Origin of the sequence: Natronincola peptidivorans, assembly GCF_900111615.1 — a bacterium.
Classification (GTDB): domain Bacteria; phylum Bacillota; class Clostridia; order Peptostreptococcales; family Natronincolaceae; genus Natronincola_A; species Natronincola_A peptidivorans.
The window spans coordinates 1-21,659 of the sequence record NZ_FOHU01000001.1 but is presented as its reverse complement, the minus strand read 5'-3'; the positions used below and the strand labels follow the sequence as shown (position 1 = coordinate 21,659).

The following is a 21,659-nucleotide window of genomic DNA, read 5'->3' as shown; positions in this document are numbered from 1 at the left end:
TTCTGATTTTATTTACTTACTAAAAAACCAGTGCTATAATAGCAAGTAATATAGGATGCAAAATATCCATTATGTAAAAAGTAAGATTACATATGAGAAACTGGGGGAAGAAAAATAATGAAAAAAGCTTTTTTATGTTCACTGATTCTTTTCATTTTTTGCACATCACTAATTGTCTTTGGAGAATCCCCTGTAGCTAGCGAAACCGTTAGGGGCAGAATTATTGAAATTACTAAAGATTCACCAGAAGTCCAAGAAATTATTATTGAGATCCGTCAAGGGACCTACAAAGGACAAACTATGGCAATCACACATACTTTGTCTGGAAATCCTGCAAGGGATTTTTATTTTCAAGAGGGTGAAGGTGTGTTATTGTGGATCGAAAGCCAAGGCGGTGTCGTTACAAAAAGTTATATTACAGAGGTAACCCGAGATCATTATTTAGGATACTTAACCCTGTTTTTTGTATTTTCTCTTATCCTGATTGGAGGGCTTCAGGGACTAAAAACTGTTATTACACTAGGAATCACAGGCTTTCTTGTATTAAAGGTGCTTATACCGCTCATTCTAGGCGGGTATCCACCTATCTTGATTACTATTATTGTAGCCTCTATTATTGTCACTGCTACTGTAGTGATCATTAGCGGCTTTAACAAAAAGGCATTGGCAGCTATCATTGGTACCATTGGCGGCGTAGTGATTGCCGGTATGCTTGCCTGGATCATGACTCAGGCAACCAGGTTAACAGGATTAAGCGGCGATGAATCCCAGATGCTGATGTATATTCCTCAAAGAACCAACTTTGATTTTACCGGCCTGCTGTTTGCAGGCATGATTATTGGAGCTGTAGGTGCTGTTTTGGATGTTGGTATGTCTATAGCTTCTGCCATAGATGAAGTTAGAAATGCTAATCCTGCTATAAAGACAAAGGATTTGATTAAATCAGGATTAAATGTCGGAAAGGATATTATGGGAACTATGGCTAATACATTGATTTTAGCCTATACAGGAGCTTCCATGTCACTCCTTTTGGTTTTAGTGGCTTATGAGATCCCCTTTGCAAGAGTCGTCAATATGGATGCCATGGCAACGGAAATCGTTAGAGTTTTGGCGGGAAGCATTGGATTGATCTATGCCATACCTATTACAGCTATTGTGGCAGGAATGCTTTATCAAAAACCAAATTTAACCATAGGAATAACAAGTGATAAAAAATGCAAAAAAAATAAAAAGATCTTTTAGTATCTAAAAAGTACATCTATATACATATGTCCTCTAAGCCTTGATGTAGGACTTATAGGGCAATCTTTGTACTGTTTTAAACTATTAAATCTATCCCTCTAACCTCTCTTATATATCTACTTAAGATGCTGGCGAGTATGTTTTGTGTAGTGGATTTCCCTGCACCATTAGGGCTTAGAATACCAAAAATTTCTCCGCTATTCACAGTAAAATATACATTTATTATTATTTTCTCCCCTTTATTTTAACTGTACTATTCGTATCATTCTTAATGAAAATGCAAAATATAAAGTGAAATAAACATGAAATAATGGTAAAATAGAACTGGGCAAACTAAAAAGTATACACTATATATTAAGTAGTGTAGCTCAAATTTTTAAAAATACTTATTAGAAAAGGAGTTTTGATAATGAGTAAACCAATTTTATCTGCTCACTTCCAATCTAGGACACCATCGGATGTCCGTTTAGCACAAATGAAATATGAGGAGCGTAAAGTGAAGCCTGAAGCAGTAATCAATGTAGGCATCGGTAATGTTTCACTCCCCACAAATCCAGCTATGCAGAAAAGAATGTTTGAGCTTGGTGCACCTGAAAGTCCATTTGCAGAGGGTGTGGTAAGATATTCAACTACTGCTGGTCTTCAAGAGTGCCAGGATGCATTTAAGAACATTCTTAATTGCGAGGGCTTTGACACAAGTAAATTATTTGTTCAGGTAACTGATGGTGGATCTACTGCTATGGAATTGTTGCTATTGGGTGTTTGTGGTGCTGCAGGGACTGAAGACAAACCCCTAATGGTAATCGATCCCGCCTACACCAATTATATCTCCTTTGCAGAAAGAATTGGACGTAAAATCGTTACAGTAAGACGTAGTTTAAACGAAGACGGCCAGTTCAGCCTTCCAGAGCTACATAGAATAGAAGAAGCCATTAAAGCACATAATCCTGGAGCACTCCTTGTCATTCCTTATGACAATCCAACAGGACAGTACTATAATCATGAAACCCTTAAGGAACTGGCTAAGCTGTGCGTAAAATACAATATGTGGATGGCAAGCGATGAAGCTTATCGTGAGCTCTACTATGAAGAAGAAAGCAAGCTTGTCAGCATCTGGGGAATCACCGATGCTGAAGTGCCTGGCATCGAAGGCAGAAGGATCAGTATTGAGACTGCATCAAAGGTATGGAATGCTTGTGGTTTAAGAATTGGTGCTTTAATCACTGACAATGCTGAGTTCAACAACCGCTCTGTAGCTGAGTATACAGCAAACCTTTGTGCTAATGTAATTGGTCAATATATATTTGGTGCATTAGCTCATGAAAGCAAAGAGCAAATTGCTGAATGGTGTAAGGGTCTTAGAGAGTACTATAAGGAACAAATTTTCAACGTATATAAAGGATTGAAGGAGCATGAGCCTGGATTAATTGTTTCCAGTCCTGATGCATCCATATACTCTGTAATTGACGTTAGAAATGTAGTAAAGCCTGGATTTGATGCCATTGACTTCGTCTTGTACTGTGCGGGAGAAGGATCTGTTAACATCGACGGTGTTGAAACAACACTTCTTGTAGCACCGATGAAGGGCTTCTACAATGTTGATGCAGGTGAAGAAAACCCAGGAAGTACACAGTTTCGAATTTCATTCGTAGAGTCTACTGAAAATATGGCAAAGGTTCCAGAGCTGTTTGTTAAACTCTTAAGACAGTTTGAAGCTCAAAGATAAAAAAAATAAAGTTTCTGCTAAAAAGCAGATTGCCAGAATCTATGATTTTGTGTAAATTGCTTTTACAGAATGCAATTCTAACCGCTGGTTCTCCAGCGGTTTTCTTTATAGGAAAAGTAGAAAGGTTATTTGTAATTTGTTTATGGAGCAAGTATCCTGTCCCCTTGTCCCTTAAATAATAATTGCCTCATACAAAAATTCCCGTTTTTTTGATATCAATTTCCTTCCCTGTCCTGTAGCCCCCAACCACAATCCTAACTCCATAATCATTCTCTTCATTTTCCTCTTTTTTTCTCACGCCACGAAACTGGTTGTAGTAGTATCCATAATACGGGACCAGTTGTTCTCCTCTGCTAGGTATATGAGTTGTTAATCGAGCCAGCCAATCCAGTGGGATAAAAGTCTCATATGGATTACTGTTATTACCTTTATATTAGGTTCCTGCTTATACCATCAGTTGAATGTAATATATAGGTTAGAGGTTTTTGTATGAATTTTATATTTTTGCATATTGACACAACTTCTAGAATATCTTTATAATATAATTGGTTGGTGGTTATACCACAATATTATTGTTGGGAGGGGAGAGTATGTCAAATAACTTTAAGACTGAGTATGATGCTGTAGTAGTAGGAGCCGGTAATGGTGGCTTGACTGCTGCAGCTACCCTTGCAGGAAAAGGGATGAAAACACTTCTGCTAGAGCAGCACAATCTACCAGGAGGATTTGCAACAAGCTTTGTTAGGGGCAGATTTGAATTTGAGCCTTCACTTCATGAGATTTCTGATTTTGGGCCACCTGATGACAAGGGTAATGTGAGAATGCTATTGGAGGACCGAATAGGATTGGATGTAGAATGGATCGAGGTTCCAGAGGCCTATAGGCTTATTGTACCCAATGAAAAAGGTGGAAGAATTGATGCAACTATGCCCTTTGGTGAGGAAGAATTTATTGCCAAAATGGAAGAATATGTACCAGGCTCAAAGGAATCTGTTGTTAAGTTCATAAGGCTATGTGAAGAGGTTATTGATGCATTTACTTATCTTGCTGAATCAAAGGGCAATCATGACAAAAAAGTTCTTACAAAGGAATATCCCAACTTTTTAAAGACAGCACCCTATACCCTGCAGGATGTTCTAGACTCTCTAAAAATGCCCTATAGAGCTCAGAAGATCATTACTGCTTATTGGTGTTATATTGGTGTAGGTGTTAAGGATATGAGCTTCACAATATTTGGTGCTATGTTTTATAGATATATTACTAAACAAGCTTTTATTCCCAGATTTCGTTCCCATGGTTATACAACAGCACTAGATATGAAGATAAGGGAGCTGGGTGGAGATATTCAATACAATACAAAGGTGGAAAAGATAATAATTGAAAAAGGTCAAATTGTTGGTGTAGAGACTTCCCATGGAGATGTAATCAAGACAAATTATGTAATCACCAATACCTCTCCCCATACTGTTTATAATCAGCTGATTTACCCCAAAACAGAGGTGCCTGAAACAGCACTTAAAACCTGTAATGCCAGAAAGGTTGGCTTTTCTGCATTTGTTGTTTACCTTGGCTTAGATAAAAGTGCTGAAGAGCTTGGCATTGATGAATACAGCTACTTTGTCTATAGTACTCCAGACACCAATGATATCTACAAAAGCTTTCATAGTCTGGGAAGGCCAGTTGGGCAAGCTACAGTCTGTCTAAACAAAACTATTCCAGACTGTTCACCAGAGGGCACAAGCATACTCTACTTAACTACTTTATTCTCTGGAGACTGCTGGAGGGATGTTGAACCTAAGGACTATGTTAAGTTAAAGAATAAGCTAGCTGAAGAGATGATTGATGAGTTTGAAAAGGCTCTGGGAATAAACATAAGGGATAGTATTGAGGAAATCGAGGTTGCGACACCTGCAACATTTGCTAACTATACAGGAGCCTTTAATGGTAGTGTTTATGGATATGAACCAGTCCCTTGGGACTCTGTATTGCCCAGGATGATGTCAATGAATGATGAAAAATACATCAAAGGTCTTGATTTTTCTGGTGGTTTTGCATTCAGATGTCATGGCTATTCAAGCTCTCTTCAATCTGGTGAGACTGCTGCATTATTGACTTACAGGGACTTTATGGAGGTGAAAAAAAGTGAGTAAGGAAAGGATTAATATTAAAATAAAATCATTAGGTCTGTTAGATCTTTTAGCCTTTAAGAACCTGGTACCCAATAGGAAGAAAAAAATACAAAATGCTTCACCTACTGCCATTAATGAAGTGCCCCCTATGAATGCTTTAGCCTTAAAGCTTCACCCTAGGATACAGCATCTAGTAATTGATAGCATTAAAGAAGAGACCCTATCTACAAAGACATATAGATTTAGACCAGATGAGGCTAAAGGAACAAGTGAACTAGCCTATTTCCGTTCAGGTCAATACTTAAGCTTTAACTTTAATATTGAAGGGTCAACTGTCACCAGACCATACTCAATTTCATCATCTCCCGACAAAACCCTTGAAGGCTGCTACGAAATAACTGTTAAAAGGGATGAGGGTGGATTTGTATCTAACTACATTTGGGATAACTGGTCAATTGGTACTAAGGTTAGCTGTAGTGGGCCAGAGGGATATTTCTACTATGACAACTTGAGGGATAAAAGGAACCTAGTTGCATTAGCTGGTGGCTGTGGAATAACACCCTTCAGATCTATGGCTCAGAGCATTATAGATGGAACACTTGATATTAATTTGACGATATTTTATGGTAGTAATTCAAAGGAAGATATCATTTTTTATGATGAATTAAATGCCATAGAAAATGAATCCAATGGTAAGATTCATGTAATTCATGTCCTTGCCCAAGAAGAGTTAGAAGGCTTCGAAAAAGGTTTTATTACAAAAGAACTTTTAGAGAAGCGCGTCAATATTAACGATAGTTCCTTCTTTATATGTGGACCTCAGGCTATGTATAATTTTGTTTCAGGGGAGCTTGGAAAGCTAAAGCTAAGGCGGAAATTTGTTAGAAGAGAGGTGTTTGGGGAAATCAAAGATGTTGAAAGCTTAATTGATTTCCCTAAGGATGTAGCTGATAAAGAGTTTAAGGTGAAGGTTCATATTGGTGGCATCTCAAAAGAAATTAAAGCTTCTGCAAAAGAATCCCTACTTGTTGCTATAGAGAGGGCAGGCCTTTGTCCACCTTCAAGCTGTAGAAGTGGGTTATGTGCTATATGTAGATCACTGTTAATTAGTGGTAATGTATATATACCTGAAGATGATGACGGAAGAAGACAAGCAGATATTCAATTTGGATATATACATCCTTGTGCATCCTTCCCAACTAGTGATCTTGAGATTATTATACCAAGGGAGAAAAAGAGTTAAAATATCAAGCAAAGCTAAAGCAGCAGTAATAACTGAGGTTATTGACTTTTACAACAACCTCCAGTTATTACTGCTGTTTAGAGATTATAAAGTAAATATACTTAATTCACTATCTCGTTTTCTGGTGAAAAATGGATATTCCTTGACAATATACCTATTTTCGATAATAATAAACTATACTGGAAGTAAAAAAGTTTGGAGGTCGGAAGATTGGATAGAAGTTTTACACCACTTAAAACTGAGAGTCTAAAGGATCTTTTTATAAAAGAAATAGAGGCCAAGATAATTTCAGGTCAATTAAAGCCTGGTGATAGACTGCCACCAGAACGTGAAATAGCATCACTAATGGGTATAAGTCGTAGTATTGTTAACAATGGTATCCTAGAGCTTGCATCAAAGGGCTTTGTAAAGATTATCCCCCGGAAGGGAACAATTATAGAAGACTACAAAAAAGAAGGAACACCTGCAATACTTTCTTCTATAATGAACTATAATGAAGGGAAGTTGAGTCTCAAGCTATTCAACGGAATGATGGATACAAGACTCCTAATTGAAGTAGAAAGTGCCATATTATCAGCCAAATATAGGGCTGAACCAGACTTGCGGATGTTGGAAAGCTATATAGACAGTATTAAGGATAAGCCTATAGATATTAATAACTATGTGGAGTTTAACTACAACTTCCATCATACAATTACAATAGCCTCCGGTAACATAGTTTATGCAATGATATTCAAATCCTTTGAACCTGTATGTAAAAATCTTATAAGGCTATATTTTGAGTCGGGAGACTACTATAAAAAATCACTAAATTCCCATATTGATCTTTATAAAGCAATCAAAGAAAAACAACCTCAAAAGGCCGGAGACCTAATGAAAGAAATACTCATAGAAGGCAGAAACAAGCTTGAAAAAGTGGCAATAGAATAGACAATAAAGGCAAATGCAAAATGCTAATTCCTTCGTAAAGTAGAACTTTCCTATAAATTATAAAAAAAGAGAAATAAGTTCATCACCTATTTCTCTTTACTTCTCTATTTATTTTCTAAATAACTCCGCAGATGGATTCTTACCTTCTAACATAGTTTTTACCCTCAAACCTATAACTGGATTATATTGAGGATGGGTTAAAATATAGAATTGCTCTTCTTCTATAGCTGTAAAGATACTCTGAGCAACAGAGGTAATAGGTATACCCGTTGTAATAACATGCTCTGCTTTAGCAAGACCAGCCCTATAGCTTTCACTTTGATAGTAAGGATGATCCGGATCAATTTTAAAACGCTCTGGACGACGTTTTTCACAATTATGCAGATCCGTCTGTACAAATCCTGGGCAATATACTGACATTTTAACATTGGCATTCATCATTTGTAATTGATAATTAGCAGATTCTGTCATTGCTACAGTAGCAAACTTTGTTGTATGGTAAGCTGGCATTCCTGGCGTCGTTAATAAGCCTGCAACAGATGCAACATTTACAACATGGCAAGGTGTTTGTTGTTTAAGCATAATTGGGACAAATACCCTCATAGCATACATCATTCCCCATACATTCACACCCATGGTCCATTCCCAGTCCTTTAAAGGCATCTCCCAAATAGATCCAGAGGTTACTACACCTGCATTGTTAAATAATAAATCTACTGTTCTAAAGGTTTCTAATGTTTGTTTTGCTAAGTTCTCCATCTCTTCATATACAGATGTGTCCATCTCCACTGTCAATACCTCTACTCCCATTTCCTTTACAGTTTGGGAAGCCTTCTTTAAATCTTCACCATCTATGTCCGCCATAACTACCTTCATTTCTCTTCTGGCACATTCCTTCGCTACTTCAAAACCGAATCCATTAGCTGCTCCAGTAATAACGGCTGTTCTATTTTTAAACTCCTTCATCACTTTACCTCCTCTAAAAGAAATTTATATGGTTTTGCTACGATTATTCTAAAATGTAGGCCTTCTCAAAGCCTTGGCGAATAGCATCAGCTATTCTGCCGGGTGCCATCACATCACCCATAACATGGACATGTTTAAATTCCTGCTCTAAAGCTGGTATTATTTCTCTATTAGGTTGAACCCCAAGGGCTAATACTACTCTGTCTACTGATTTTACTGTTTTCATTGTTGTAAAGGTATCCATTAATACAATGCCATCTTCTATAACTTTTAATAATTGTTTAGAAGGCAGCATTTCTACCTTATGTTCTTTTAACCTTTTTAACAAATCAAAAAGATTAATCTTATAAACATCCATGCCTATTTCCTTACGCATCTCAACAATAGATACTTTATTTCCCTTCATAGCTAGCATTTCTGCTGTTTCACATCCCGTCATACCAGAACCGATTACAGCAATGCTTTCTCCTTCAGGTGCAATATCACCCTTTAATATATCCTCAGCTACACAAACTTTTTCACTTTGAATACCTTCAATTGGAGGTACTATAGGCTTTGATCCTGTAGCTGCGAAGATAGCATAAGGGTTTAAATCCTTAATATTATCTATAGTTGCTTTGGTGCCAAATCGAATATCTATATTTAGAGTTCTAATTTGATTTTCATAATAGTTGATTAGCCAATCAATTTTATCCTTTAAGAAGGGTTTGTTAGCTAATTGCAGGGCTCCACCTAATTCATTTTCCCTCTCCAACACAATAGGTTTAAAGCCTCTTAATGCTAATACTCTTGCTGCCTCCAAGCCTGCAGGTCCAGCCCCTATGATGACTACTGTCCTATCTGCTCCATCCTTTTGAAGATGATTGAATTCTAACTCTCTTCCCATCATTGGATTCACAGCACATTTAAGTACGCCGCCTTTTCCTAACTCTTCAATACAGTGCAAACATGAAATACAGGGTTTGATTTCTTCCTCCATACCCTCGATAGCTTTTTTGCTCCAAGCAGAATCCGCCAATTGACCTCTACCAACTCCAACGAAATCAACGACTCCATCCTGCAACAGACCTTCAGCAAAATCAGGCTTTCTAATAACATTAACAGCGATTACAGGAATAGCTACAGCCTGCTTTATCGTTTGAGCTAAATGCTTTTTCCAGCCTTGGGGATAGGACATAGGTTCTATAATTGTCATGGAAGTTTCGTAGGTGCCGCAGCTAACATTAAGAACATCTACTCCTAAGCTTTCTAAATACCTTGCTATCTTAACGGCTTCTTTTAAATCAATACCACCTTCTACGAATTCATCGCCATCTATTCTTACACTAATAGGAAAATCTGGGCCGCAGATGTGTTTAATACCCACTATAATCTCACTAATGAAGCGCATTCTATTCATAAAGTGACCGCCGTACTTATCTGTTCTTTTGTTGGTATAAGGGCTTAGGAACTGGTTGATTAAATAACCATGGGCACCATGAAGCTCTACTCCATCTATACCTCCCATTTGGGCTATTTTTGCACCAGTAATAAATTTCTTTACCAGCCCTTCTACTTCTTCTGTTGTTAACTCCCTTGGCATTTCTTTGGTCACCTTGCACATAATAGGGCTAGGTGCAACGATCTGTTTACCGCCTATTAAATTGCCATGGCCTTCTCTTCCAGGATGATGTAACTGTACAAATACCTTTGTATCATACTTGTGCAGGGTTCTTGCTAGTTTTTGAAAACTAGCTATATGTTTTGGGGCAGTGGCTGACAATTGGTTGGCTACTCCCACACCAAACTCTTCATCAATTCTTGTGATTTCTGTAATGATCAGACCACATCCTCCCTTTGCTCTTTCTTCATAATACTTAATGATGTCAGAGGAAGCTTCTCCATTACTCCCAGCTAAAGATGTTCCCATAGCTGGCATTACCACTCTGTTTTTTAATTCTAACTTGCCAATTCTTCCTTTGGAAAAAAGCTTTTCATATTTCATACAAATCCTCCTTATTTTTATTTGAATGTGTTTGTTATTAAATTATCAAATTATTGTCTACTTTACTATGTTCCTACAAAACAAAATACATTGTATCTTTTATGCATGATGCATTATAATAGAGTTGAGGTGATGGATATGCCATTGACAATAAAGAGGCTATGTGAAGAACTATCCTATTATAATTGCTGTTTATTTAGCTATAGTGAGAAGACTACAGAACTGAAAGATCTACATTTTATTACGGAAAAACATACTAGTTTCCAACAGGATATATTATATTTAGGAAAGGTCTCTAATTTAACAAAGAAGCAAGCTGTATTACCTATGGGAAATTTTCTTCTGATTGAAGATGTTCCATTTGCACAAGGGGTGTTTTCTGAAAAACAGGGAAACTATCTCGTTTTACCCTCTGATACGGACTTACTAGAAGTTTTCAATGGGATTAAACCCCTCATTGCAGAGGAGCTTCAATTTATGAAGAATGCCACCAATCTCCTTCATACCCTCATTCAGGGCCGAGGGATTAAATATATTGTCAAGCGAGCAGCAGAGATTCTTAATAATCCCGTTATATTACTAGATACCAGCTATAGGATCTTGGCCTATAGTAGGGCAGAAAAAATTCAAGAGGAGTTCTGGCATGCAAATATAGAGAGAGGTTACTGTTCCTTTGAGTTTATTTCTGCAGTTAAGAAAATTAGTACCTTAAAAAAGGCTCCAGATACTTCAGATCCTTTTATCGTTACTTGCTATGCCAGCCCTAATCAAAAGCTTATTAGTAAGGTGGTTTTAGATTGCAAAGTTGTTGGGTATATTGTGGTTTTAGAAAGTCAACAGGACTTTAACCAAGAGTCAACGAATTTTTTATCTCTTCTTAGTAATGTTATTGCCCAAGAGATAAAAAATAGTAAGGTCCTTAATAATATTACGGGATTAATGCATGAAAATTTTTTAATGGATCTACTTGACGATAAAATTAGTGATGCTAGTATCCTTTTAGAGCGAATAAAGAATACAGGTATGCCTTTAAACAAGTTCTTTTATGTTTTAGTTTTAAATGTCTCAAATTATCGACCGTCTTCTAATTACCGAGATGCCTTGAAAAATGGTTTAGGTGGAGTTTTTACAAATATCTATTCTATATTCTATAAAGATCATATTGTATCTCTAATAAGCTTTAAGGAAGAAAGGGCTTTCGATGAGAAGATAAAAAGTAAGTTAATGACCTTTATAAAATCTCATGACTTAACTGTAGGGGTTAGTCAGAGATTCATTGATTTATTAACATTATCTAATCACTATAAACATACCTTAAAGGTTTTAAATCTTGGGGATCAATTACGTAGTGAAGATCGAATTTTTCATTGTGATGATTTTCATTTCTATACGCTGCTTTCCTCTATCTTAAAAAAGGAGAACTTGCTAGACTATTGTCATCCTGCTGTTCTTAACTTGCAAAATTTTGATAAAAAGAATGATACGAATTACTCACAAACCCTATACTATTATTTGCTTAATAATCAAAATGTTAATGAGACTGCCAAAAGCTTATTTGTTCATCGCAACACTATGACCTATCGATTGAAGAAAATAAAGGAGTTAATTCAATTAAATCTAGATGATAGTGAAACGATCTTTCTCATCACCATGTCCTATAAGATTATTGAATTTCTAGGAGTAAATTAATCAAAACTACCCGCTTAGTGGGTAGTTTTACTTATCCCTTTGTCCCACCAGATAATGGTAAGAGTTTTTTCCATTTAATTTATAAGAATCCGGAACAAAATTAGAACAGTTATGGTCTAAATAAGTGAACCACCCCGGGGGAAACATTTTTAAAAATGGGCCAATGAAAATAAACAAGATTAAGGAGCGGAAATAATGATTAAAAAAATAATGCTAATAACTTTAGTGCTTATGTTAATGACAGGTCAAGCCTTTGCTGCCCTTAAGGTTCTGCCCGAAGAAATTGCAGCTGAGCTGCAAGGGATTGCCAAAGAGACCATAGCAGTTGAATTTAGTGTGGATGTAGATGATGTAAAAGTTCAAGAGGCTTGGGTTCAAGAATTATTTAACCTTGAAATAGACCTGTACCACGTTAATGCAATGGTGGGTACAGATAACAAAGCCATTGTAATAATAAAGGTTGATACAAAAGAGATTCTAACACAGGAACAATACACAGAGCTTATGGAGGAAGATAGAACAATTGCACCTGATGAGCCAGTTTTCAGAACCATGGCACTAGATGCAGACGAGACTGTTTCCTCAGAAGATGAAACTCCCCAAGACACTCCTGCTGTGGATCTGAAAGATACAGCTAGGGAAGTTCAAACAATCAGTGCTGAATCGGCACCTTCTAATGATGAAGAGTCCTCAACTAATTGGTTTATCCCTACTTTGGCTATCCTATCCATTGGAGGAATAGGATTAATATTAAAATTTATTAAGAAATAATTAAGAAAGACTTAGAACCCATAGCAAAAGGGCATGGATTCTATAGGAGCCATGCCCTAGCTTACAAGCAAAACCTTACATTTTTAGGACTACACCAATCTACAAGTAAGTTTCATACTTTTTCAACAACCTCCAGACTGTTCAAAAATCTTCAGAATCAAGTCGCAAGAAAACCCAGCGACTGCAGCGTATACGTAATACGTAAAGATGCTGGGTTTTGAAGTAACGAAAAAGATGGAAATTTTCAACAGTCTAACCACTGGCTAAGCTAGTGGTTTTCTTTATACCCATAAACGAGAGTGTTAAGTGAAACACTCTCTAAGTCTTATGGTAAGCTATGCTGTAGGCCCCTGACAGTAGCGGCGTACACCTTCCCTCTTATTATAAAATACCTACTTCTTCATAGTATCTAATGGCACCATCATGAAGGGGTAGTCCTGCTAGATCTGTAACAGCATCCTCTATTTTCATATTTCTTAATGCACTATTTGACTGTTTTAAGGTATCAATATTTTCCCAGAAGGATTTTGTTAACTCGTATACTACATCCTCTGGAAGATCTGCAGTTGTAAACATTGCCATTTTTATTGCAGTTGTTGTGACATCCTCTTCCTGACCATCATAGGTTCCTGCTGGTATCGTATACTTTGCATACCAAGGATATTGCTGCTGGAGCTTCGTAATGACATCCTCCTCAATGGGAACCAATTTGCCGTCTGCAGTGGTGGTAATTTCTGTAACGGCAGCAGTAGGTAACCCCGCCATAATCCAAGCACCATCTAATTGCCTATTTCTCATAAGATCGATTGCTTCAGTAAAGCCAACGAATTGTACCCTTAATCCATCTGGGTAACTGACCCCGGCTTCTGTTAGGTGCAGACTGGTTTCTACTTCAGTGGTGCTTCCAGGAGCCCCGGAGGCAAAGTTCTTTCCTGCGATATCCCCTAAACTATTAATATTAGATTCTTTTCTTACAACCACTTGATTGGGATTGTAGTATAATCCAGAAATCACCCTTAACTTTTCATTGGGTCTTCCTTCAAAGGTTGCCTCCCCATGAAAGGATTGATACATGACACTGGTAACCGCCATACTCACCTGCGCTTCGCCGCTATGTAATAGGTTTAAGTTATCAATTCCCCCATTAGAGGCCTGGGCGTTGGCCCTGACAAAATCTAAATCACTATTCCACAAATTGGCTATGGAGGAGCCTAAGGGATAAAGTGCCCCTGTGGTTGCTGCAGTTGGAATATTAATTGCTACAGTTTCCCTTCCCCCATTTTCCTCCGAAGCTGGCGCTTCGCTTGTTGTTGCAGTACATCCTGATAAAATCAAGATAGCTACAAGAATCATTAATAATACTTTTTTCATTTCACATTTCCTCCCTTTTTTTAAACTCATATTTTAAATTGCTAAAGCATGGCCTTTCCTTCTCATTTGTATAATGGTTATAACAATTAACACAATAATCCCTAAAATATCCGTCTGCAGTTTTGGATCAATAGCAAGAAGTCCCACAATGATTAGTAAAATCCTAGTAATCATAGAGCATTCCCTAATCAACATCCCCTCTGCTCCTGCTGCTAGACAAATCACCCCAATAGAAGCAGTAATCAATGTTCTCATGGTGATGAAGAAGGATATGTTTTCTACACTGCCCATTAATAAGAGTGGATTATTTAAAAAGAAAAATGGTAGAATAAACCCTGTTATCCCTAGTTTCATGGCAATCAGTGACGTCTTGGTTTGATTTGATTTAGCTATACCTGCTGCTACATAGGAACTCATAGCCACCGGCGGTGTGATATTGGATAAACAAGCATAAATTAAGCAGAACATATGGGCTGCCATTGGGGTTGCACCTACATTGATTAGTACCGGTACTGCTACTGCTGCCACAATAACATATGCAGCTACTCCTGGAACACCCATCCCTAAGATGATGCTCATAATCATTACCATAAAGCCCCCTAAGAAAAGCTGCCCTTCCCCTACCACCTCTAAAACCAAATGACCAAAGTTTAGTCCTAGGCTAGTTAAGGAAACTGTTCCAATAATCAAACCAATCAATACACAGGATACGCCTACACTGATGGCCCCCCTTGCCCCTTCTACTGTTGCCAGCATAATGGTCTTTAGATCCATTTTGGTTTCTCTTCTAAACCAAGAGGCTATCAAGGTTGAGAATATAGCCGTAACTGCTGAAAACAGCGGTGTATATCCCATTATCATCATGCCGATTAAAATCACTAGGGGTGTGATTAAATGACCTCTTTTTTTGATTACCTCCAAAGCAACTGGGATATTTTCCTTAGTAAGGCCCTTCAACCCTAGCTTTTTTGCCTCAAGATGAACAGAGACGATGATGCCTAAGTAATATAAAAAAGCCGGTAAAAAAGCTGCAATCATTACCTGAGTATAATTTATCCCTAAAAATTCTGCCATGACAAACCCTACTGCCCCCATAATTGGTGGGGCAAATTGTCCCCCAGTAGATGCCACTGCCTCTACTGCTGCTGCAAACTCAGATTTATATCCTGTTCTTTTCATCAGTGGTATCGTGATGGTTCCAGTGGTGGCTACATTGGCAATAGCACTGCCATTCATCATACCCAAAAGAGCACTTGCCAGCACCGCAACCTTTGCTGGACCTCCAGGAGAACGTCCCACAAGGGTTAGTGCGATATCATTAATAAACTGGCTAAATCCACTGTGTTTTAGAAAACTTCCAAAAAGAACAAAGGTAAATATATAGGTTGCGCTAACGCCTATACCGACACCAAAGATACCTTGACTACCCCAGAACATATGACTTAACACTCTTCTTATAGTAAATCCAGAGTGACCTAATATCCCTGGTACAAATTTTCCAAACCAATTAAATAATAGGAATATTACTGCTAAAAAAGCTAAATTTCTACTGGTTCTTCTTCCCGCCTCTAATACTAAGAAAATACCGATCCCTGCCATGATTAGATCCGTTTGGTTGAGAAAACCTCCTGACATGGCTACCCGCTGATAATTAAAAACCAAGTATCCAAAGACAACTACTGTTAAGAATATGAGTAACCCATCATAAATCGGTAGAAATCTTCTTTTCCTTTCCTCTGTAGCATAGCCTGGATAAAGCAGGAAAGAAAACAATACTAAAAACATTGCATGATACGCCCTCAAGCTGATGGCATCCATCATGCCTATGGTATTAAAATACAGCTGAAAAACTGACCATCCGATTAAAAGAATGATTACCCCCCTGTTTAGGAAACTGGTATAGCTTCTAATACGCATATCTGCATCCTTTTCTTCTAATAGCTTCTGGGCCTTTTCTTCTATTTCATTTCCTTCCCTCTTCTCTATCTCCCTCAAAAGTGCTCCCCCTTTCTTTTTATAGGTCCTTCATTATGCTCCCTTCGCTGCCCCGTTAGACTTGGAAAACATAGATGCTGAAGGAAAAACTAAGGTCTCGAATGTTTCTAACATGATGATTTATTGAAACAAAAAACAGACTATTCTCTCCACTGGAGCGAATAGTCTGTTCGCGGTACCATCCAAATTTATATCTCAATTCAATAACGGCTTTAACCGGCTCAGCCTACTCTCCTTAGATTTCAGCCTGCAACTCAAGGGTGTATTTCAACAAATATAGCTTATGGGCTCACAGCTTCCCCCACTCTCTTTAAAGCATTTCTTTTTGTTTACTTCTCCCTATCAAGGTTTTATAATTATTCATTTTTTAAATAAAAAAACAGACTATCTCTCCCACTGGAGCGAATAATCTGTTCGCGGTACCATCCAAATTTATATCTTCATTCAATAACGGCTTTAACCGGCTCAGCCTACTCTCCTTAGATTTCAGCCTGCAACTCAAGGGTGTATTTCAACAAATATAGCTTATGGGTTCCCAGCTTCCCCCACTCTCTTTAAAGCATTTCTTTTTGTTTACTTCTCCCCATCAAAGTTTTATAATTATTCATTTTTAGAAATATTTAAAAATAATTTATCACATATTTCACCTAGTGTCAACAATTTTATTTAAAATTATTTTTTTATAGGGAAAAGAGGACAGGTTCATTATTCTCTATATGCTTTAATAAGAAGATAATGTGATTTTATATAGATATTTTTCTGCTTTGTTTTATCTTCTGCTATTTCTAATCAAAATCAATCTTATTAGTTGTGCTATTCCACTTGCCATAGCTGCTACATAGGTTAAGGCTGCTGCTCGAAGCACATTCTGCGCACCCTTTGTTTCTTCATCTATAATGAAGCCATTGCTATCAAGTAATCTCAAAGCTCGGCTACTAGCATTAAACTCTACAGGAAGGGTGATCAACTGAAATGCTACAGCAGCTCCAAAGAGTAATATGCCAATATCCATAAGTCCACCAAGACTAGGAATCAGCAACCCTATCATTATAAACCCCCAAGCTGCAGAAGATCCAAATCTTGCAATAGGAAATACCATATTTCTTAGAGATAGAGGTGCATATCCGTTTGCATGTTGAATTGCATGTCCTACCTCATGGGCAGCTACACTAATTGAAGCGATAGAACTTCCTTGGTACACTTCTCCTGATAGTCTTACGACACGCTTGGTTGGATCGTAATGATCGCTCAATTGCCCACTTGCCACTTCAATGGGTATATCTTGCAACCCATGTTGATCTAAAAGCACCCTAGCAACTTGAACTCCCGAATATCCTTTTCGTGTTGGGACTCTTAGATATTTAGCAAAATTAGATTTCACTTTTCCCTGTGCATAGAGAGTAAAAATAATGGCAGGAATTAAAATAATCACTGTTGGATCAAACCTCCAAAATCCATATGGAAAAAACATCTTCATCACTCCTTGATATAAGTTTTACGGTTTTATTCTACAATCTGAATGTGAACTAAATATGAACTAGTAGGCTATTATATTATTTTTTCTTAAGTTTTAACCTCCAGATTTTTAGGCTGTGGGTAAATATCACTCTACAAACGCCATAGACAGGAACAACCAAAATCATGCCAATTAAACCAATTAAACGGCCTGCTGCTAGTATTAGAAACATAACTGTAACGGGATGCATTTTCAGCTTTTTACCAATGACTTGAGGTGCAATAAAACTACTTTCTACTTGCTGAATGATTAAAACCAAAACAATAATAAGGATGGCCAGTGCTGGCGATTGAAAAAGACCAACAATAACAGCAGGTATGGTACCAATCCAAGGGCCAAAATAGGGAATAATATTTGTCACCCCTGCTATGACTGCTAATAGTAATGCATAGTCTAGTCCTATAATAAGAAAGGTAACATAACATAAAGCACCTACGCAAAGACAAACAATTCCCTGACCCTGTATATAGGAACTAAGGGTTCTATCGATATCCATCAAAACCTGTTGGATATCATCCCGTCGTTTCTCATTAAAAACCTTTAATATAGATTTCCCCAGCTTTTCTCCATCCCTTAATAGGTAAAATAGGATGAACGGGACAATGACCAATACAATCACCGCATTTGCTAATACACCTATGAAGTTTGCTAAATTTGTAGCAAGACTTCTCCCTAACTGATTTAGCAAGTTACCTAATTGAAAGATCAGCTCTTCTACATTTAGCATTCCGCCTAATTGATCAGCTTGGAAAGCACTACTTTCTTGAATATTAACAAAATTTCTTTGAATCTCAGCAATAATAAAAGGCATATTATTAATTAAACCGTAGAATTGCCTCTGAAGTATTGGTCCAATAATCAATACCAATCCTATGCCAATACAAATTAAAATTAAGTATACTAATAAAATCGATAGAGATCGTGATAGCTTTTTGTTTATAATTTTGACGAGGGGCCTCAATAAATAGAAAAGAAATCCCGCTAGAATGATTGGGAAAAACAAAGTTTGAAATATAACTATAAAGGGATAAAAAATCCAATCAATTAGTGAGCCTACATATATAATTAGAAAAATCAAAAGGATTCCCTGTCCAATTTTTAATAGTTTTGTATCCATAATGATTATCTCCTTATCATTTCCAAGGTAATAGAAACTCTTAATCTTTATCTAAATTTGATTTTTCTTGTGATGACACCATCCTCTGAAGGAATATGAACATATATATCATTTTTTCTTGTTATAGCAACTTCTACATAGCAGTCACGACAAAAATAACTCTTCTTATGCAATCTTCCTAGATTTATTCCTCCACAGTTAGGACAGTTGCTCATCATTTCTTTCTGATTTATTTGATACATCCTACTCCCTCCAGTTATTTTGATAAACTTAGGATTAGACTTGGAATCTTCGTATTTAAGCCTAATCCTTCTTTTCCTATTAATCTGATTAAGTTCTCTTACATTCTTCTCCAGTTATAGTTAGTTATAGTTTCCCTTAATGGCGAATTTTCTTTTTTTCATGCGCAACCCACTGTTATTAATACTAGTTAGAATCTTTTTGTTGTCTTAAATAGGGTTTGTTAATAACTAGTTGTTGACCCACTTGGAAAAGATTGCTCACTCCCCAATATAGGGTCAATCCAGCAGGAAAACTCCTTCCCCACCAAAAAATCATAGCAGGCATAAAATATTTCATCACAGATTGTGTTGCATCTTGTTTAGTCCCTGCAGTCGACATGGTAACACTAGATAGATAGGTAGTTAGTCCAGCGAATATTGGTAATATCCATGGATCTGCTTCGGATAAGTTAGATATCCACAAAAAACCTGTTTGTACCACTTCCAGAGAAAAACCATAGTCCAAAGGAGTTCTTAATACGGTAAACAAACCAATAATGATTGGAAATTGAATCAATAGAGGTAAGCATCCTCCAAAAGGGCTGACATTATACTCTTTATACAGCTCCATTACCGCAATATTCATCTTTTCTTTATCATTTTTATACTTTTCCTGTAACGCTTTAATCTTTGGTTGTATCTCTTGCATTTTTTTCATAGATTTTGTCTGTTTCATTGTTAAAGGAACCATGACTAGCTTCACAATAACTGTAAACACGATAATTGATATACCATAATTCCCAATTATATCAAATATGATTCTTAATAATACACCTAACGGCTGTGCGATAGCGTTCAAACTTAAAACCCCCAATAATTATTTGTTTTTAATCTAAATTATCTCATTTAGAGTATAGAACCTTATGATCCCATTTTATAGCTTCAATATGAACCCAATGTGAACTAGTTTAATGGATATATTCTTTTCAATAAGTTTAGGAACAAAAATCATACTGACAACATAAAAATCCACCAAAATAATTAGCCAGGATTGCCTATAAGTATAGGCTCTATCCTGGCATATATTCAACGTTCACCCTTCAACTTTATTGCTCTATAGGCAACTCAACGGTAAAAGTAGATCCCTTATTTAGCTTGCTTTCCACATAAATACTGCCACTATATATATCTAGAATCCTTTTCACCAGAGATAACCCTAATCCATTTCCCTCATAAGAATGGCCTTTTTCCCCCTGGTAAAACTTTTCAAAAATACGTATCATTGTTTCTTCGTTCATACCAATGCCATAATCTGTCACTTTAGCTTTTACATATTCATCTGTTTGTTTCAGTGAAATTTTAATAAGGCTATTACTGTGTGAAAACTTAATGGCGTTATCAATTAAATTGATCCAAACCTGCTGAAGTAGTTCCTCATCTCCTAAATATTGAATTTTATTCAGTTCAATATCAAACTCAATATTTTTACTGCTCCATTGATGTTCTAGGAGTAAAATGCTTTTTCTGATTTGTTCGTCAAGAGAAAAGACAAACTTTTTATCCAGTATTTCTTGATTTTCAAGCTTTGAAAGCTTCAATATATTAGAAGAAAGATTAGACAGTCTAGTTGTTTCTTCAACAATAATATTGGTATATTCCCTTTTCTCCTCATCCGATAAATTCTCCTTTTGGAGGAGTTTTGTAAATCCCTGAATCGATGCGATAGGCGTCTTAAACTCATGGGATACACTTGTGATAAAATCCTTGCGAAGATACTCTATATTTTTTAACTCTCTTGTCATTTTATTAAAGTTCTGTGCCAGCTGACCAATCTCATCATCACTTTTGTTTTTAACCTGTATGTCAAAATTACCCTTTGCCACTTCCTTCGTAGCGAAGGTTAATTCTATTATCGATTTAACTACCCTTTTCCCTGATAAGGCAATTAATATAGATCCAATCAGAATAAATGAAAGGAGAGTAAACCATACACGAGAGCCAACAATTGTAAAAATATTATTGTGAGGGTGAAGACTAATTTGAACATAAGAATCATCCACCATGAGTAGGGTCGCTATTCCTTGAAACTTTCCATGAGGTATAAATACAATTTCATTGTTGTGAACTCTTTCTAGTCCCTCCAGGGTAATTTCCATGGAATCAATATTTTTAATTTCACGGACATCATACATAGAGGTAGCAGTAATATCGATGATTTCCTCTATACTTAAATCTGTCTTTTCTCCTAATTGTAATACTGAATTAGCAATGGATATTTGATTCTGTTGCATTTCATTTCTGATATCATGGGTAAAAAGCGTTGATGCCAAAAAGGATAGAATAGAGGAAATACAAATAAGAAAAATAAAAAATAAGGTCAGCTTTACAGCAATTTTTTTCATGTCTTGATCTCCACCTTATATCCCGTAGTGTCAAGTTTGACACTCTTTTTTTACTAACTAATCATTATATTTTAAAGGTTTCAAAGTTTTTTTGTATAAAAAAACAATGCCCCCCCATTTCTTGATATAATTGAAGTTCCCAGCTCACAATTAATAAAGAAAGGGTGGTCATTGTGAACTCCATTATATCTTATTTAGTACTATATATTCAATATCTACAAAAAGAACTTTATACACTTTTAATCTTTGTCTCTAGAAACATCCCTTTACGCCAATTGAATTTTGAAGACTCTAATAGTCCTAAGTACCAGAAGTTAAAGATTGATAAGCTCCCTAGAATTCTAAAGTTTCAAATGC

17 protein-coding genes and 2 other annotated features are annotated in these 21,659 nt (G+C 36.6%); of the genes, 7 read left to right on the top strand and 10 right to left on the bottom strand.

Going from position 1 to position 21,659, the window contains the following annotated elements; genetic code table 11:
• Nucleotides 1-117: 117 nt before the first annotated feature.
• Nucleotides 118-1,242 carry a YibE/F family protein gene (locus BMX10_RS00095; protein ID WP_090437665.1) on the top strand — a complete coding sequence of 375 codons (1,125 nt, stop codon included), beginning with the start codon at nt 118-120 and terminating at the stop codon, nt 1,240-1,242.
• 76 nt (nt 1,243-1,318) lie between these two features.
• Here the strand turns inward: BMX10_RS00095 and BMX10_RS00090 are convergent, their stop codons facing one another.
• Nucleotides 1,319-1,465 (bottom strand): ATP-binding cassette domain-containing protein, encoded by a 147-nt coding sequence (locus tag BMX10_RS00090; protein WP_280140729.1) that lies wholly within the window; start codon nt 1,463-1,465, stop codon nt 1,319-1,321.
• A 186-nt stretch (nt 1,466-1,651) separates the two neighbouring features.
• Here BMX10_RS00090 and BMX10_RS00085 point away from each other — a divergent pair, with 186 nt between their 5' ends.
• From BMX10_RS00085 to BMX10_RS00065, 4 genes are all read left to right on the top strand, one after another.
• Nucleotides 1,652-2,968, top strand: coding sequence for a pyridoxal phosphate-dependent aminotransferase (locus BMX10_RS00085; RefSeq protein WP_090437663.1), 1,317 nt, complete (start codon nt 1,652-1,654; stop codon nt 2,966-2,968).
• Between the two features lie 590 nt (nt 2,969-3,558).
• Nucleotides 3,559-5,118 (top strand): phytoene desaturase family protein, encoded by a 1,560-nt coding sequence (locus BMX10_RS00075; protein WP_090437661.1) that lies wholly within the window; start codon nt 3,559-3,561, stop codon nt 5,116-5,118.
• Nucleotides 5,111-6,340 carry an iron-sulfur cluster-binding domain-containing protein gene (locus tag BMX10_RS00070; RefSeq protein ID WP_090437660.1) on the top strand — a complete coding sequence of 410 codons (1,230 nt, stop codon included), beginning with the start codon at nt 5,111-5,113 and terminating at the stop codon, nt 6,338-6,340. Before BMX10_RS00075 ends, BMX10_RS00070 begins: the two co-directional genes overlap by 8 nt.
• Nucleotides 6,341-6,550: 210 nt before the next feature.
• Complete coding sequence (locus BMX10_RS00065; RefSeq protein WP_170834614.1) at nt 6,551-7,270, top strand: FadR/GntR family transcriptional regulator; 720 nt, start codon at nt 6,551-6,553, stop codon at nt 7,268-7,270.
• Between the two features lie 108 nt (nt 7,271-7,378).
• Here BMX10_RS00065 and BMX10_RS00060 read toward each other — a convergent pair whose 3' ends face one another.
• On the bottom strand, nt 7,379-8,236 hold the full coding sequence (locus BMX10_RS00060) for an SDR family NAD(P)-dependent oxidoreductase (RefSeq protein WP_090437658.1): 858 nt from the start codon (nt 8,234-8,236) through the stop codon (nt 7,379-7,381).
• A 43-nt stretch (nt 8,237-8,279) separates the two neighbouring features.
• Entirely contained in the window at nt 8,280-10,220 is a 1,941-nt protein-coding gene (locus BMX10_RS00055; RefSeq protein ID WP_090437656.1) for an NAD(P)/FAD-dependent oxidoreductase, read from the bottom strand.
• Between the two features lie 132 nt (nt 10,221-10,352).
• On the opposite strand from BMX10_RS00055, the gene BMX10_RS00050 reads away from it, so the two are divergent.
• Entirely contained in the window at nt 10,353-11,909 is a 1,557-nt protein-coding gene (locus tag BMX10_RS00050; RefSeq protein WP_170834613.1) for a PucR family transcriptional regulator, read from the top strand.
• A 195-nt stretch (nt 11,910-12,104) separates the two neighbouring features.
• Entirely contained in the window at nt 12,105-12,680 is a 576-nt protein-coding gene (locus tag BMX10_RS00045) for a hypothetical protein (RefSeq protein ID WP_090437652.1), read from the top strand.
• Nucleotides 12,681-13,061: 381 nt separating this feature from the next.
• Here BMX10_RS00045 and BMX10_RS00040 read toward each other — a convergent pair whose 3' ends face one another.
• From BMX10_RS00040 to BMX10_RS00010, 7 genes are all read right to left on the bottom strand, one after another.
• Nucleotides 13,062-14,051: a TAXI family TRAP transporter solute-binding subunit gene (locus BMX10_RS00040; RefSeq protein WP_090437650.1), complete on the bottom strand. Its 990-nt coding sequence runs from the start codon at nt 14,049-14,051 to the stop codon at nt 13,062-13,064.
• A gap of 33 nt (nt 14,052-14,084) precedes the next feature.
• Entirely contained in the window at nt 14,085-16,046 is a 1,962-nt protein-coding gene (locus BMX10_RS00035; RefSeq protein WP_244272566.1) for a TRAP transporter permease, read from the bottom strand.
• 150 nt (nt 16,047-16,196) lie between these two features.
• Nucleotides 16,197-16,401 (bottom strand) — a binding site (T-box leader).
• A gap of 39 nt (nt 16,402-16,440) precedes the next feature.
• Nucleotides 16,441-16,645 (bottom strand) — a binding site (T-box leader).
• A gap of 170 nt (nt 16,646-16,815) precedes the next feature.
• Complete coding sequence (locus tag BMX10_RS00030) at nt 16,816-17,517, bottom strand: zinc metallopeptidase (RefSeq protein WP_090437648.1); 702 nt, start codon at nt 17,515-17,517, stop codon at nt 16,816-16,818.
• Between the two features lie 82 nt (nt 17,518-17,599).
• A complete protein-coding gene (locus BMX10_RS00025; protein ID WP_090437646.1) occupies nt 17,600-18,679 on the bottom strand; it encodes an AI-2E family transporter in 1,080 nt (359 codons plus the stop codon).
• A gap of 47 nt (nt 18,680-18,726) precedes the next feature.
• Nucleotides 18,727-18,921: a hypothetical protein gene (locus tag BMX10_RS00020; RefSeq protein WP_090437644.1), complete on the bottom strand. Its 195-nt coding sequence runs from the start codon at nt 18,919-18,921 to the stop codon at nt 18,727-18,729.
• A 184-nt stretch (nt 18,922-19,105) separates the two neighbouring features.
• Nucleotides 19,106-19,759: a YidC/Oxa1 family membrane protein insertase gene (locus BMX10_RS00015; protein ID WP_090437642.1), complete on the bottom strand. Its 654-nt coding sequence runs from the start codon at nt 19,757-19,759 to the stop codon at nt 19,106-19,108.
• A gap of 247 nt (nt 19,760-20,006) precedes the next feature.
• Nucleotides 20,007-21,302 (bottom strand): HAMP domain-containing sensor histidine kinase, encoded by a 1,296-nt coding sequence (locus BMX10_RS00010; RefSeq protein WP_090437640.1) that lies wholly within the window; start codon nt 21,300-21,302, stop codon nt 20,007-20,009.
• Nucleotides 21,303-21,659 lie beyond the last annotated feature (357 nt).

Bases quoted from the DNA above. Each gene is read 5' to 3' on its own strand.
- BMX10_RS00020 (WP_090437644.1), bottom strand. From the start codon at position 18,921: ATGTATCAAATAAATCAGAAAGAAATGATGAGCAACTGTCCTAACTGT.
- BMX10_RS00040 (WP_090437650.1), bottom strand. From the start codon at position 14,051: ATGAAAAAAGTATTATTAATGATTCTTGTAGCTATCTTGATTTTATCA.
- BMX10_RS00085 (WP_090437663.1), top strand. From the start codon at position 1,652: ATGAGTAAACCAATTTTATCTGCTCACTTCCAATCTAGGACACCATCG.
- BMX10_RS00060 (WP_090437658.1), bottom strand. From the start codon at position 8,236: ATGAAGGAGTTTAAAAATAGAACAGCCGTTATTACTGGAGCAGCTAAT.
- BMX10_RS00025 (WP_090437646.1), bottom strand. From the start codon at position 18,679: ATGGATACAAAACTATTAAAAATTGGACAGGGAATCCTTTTGATTTTT.
- BMX10_RS00030 (WP_090437648.1), bottom strand. From the start codon at position 17,517: ATGTTTTTTCCATATGGATTTTGGAGGTTTGATCCAACAGTGATTATT.
- BMX10_RS00075 (WP_090437661.1), top strand. From the start codon at position 3,559: ATGTCAAATAACTTTAAGACTGAGTATGATGCTGTAGTAGTAGGAGCC.
- BMX10_RS00045 (WP_090437652.1), top strand. From the start codon at position 12,105: ATGATTAAAAAAATAATGCTAATAACTTTAGTGCTTATGTTAATGACA.
- BMX10_RS00055 (WP_090437656.1), bottom strand. From the start codon at position 10,220: ATGAAATATGAAAAGCTTTTTTCCAAAGGAAGAATTGGCAAGTTAGAA.
- BMX10_RS00010 (WP_090437640.1), bottom strand. From the start codon at position 21,302: ATGAAAAAAATTGCTGTAAAGCTGACCTTATTTTTTATTTTTCTTATT.
- BMX10_RS00050 (WP_170834613.1), top strand. From the start codon at position 10,353: ATGGATATGCCATTGACAATAAAGAGGCTATGTGAAGAACTATCCTAT.
- BMX10_RS00095 (WP_090437665.1), top strand. From the start codon at position 118: ATGAAAAAAGCTTTTTTATGTTCACTGATTCTTTTCATTTTTTGCACA.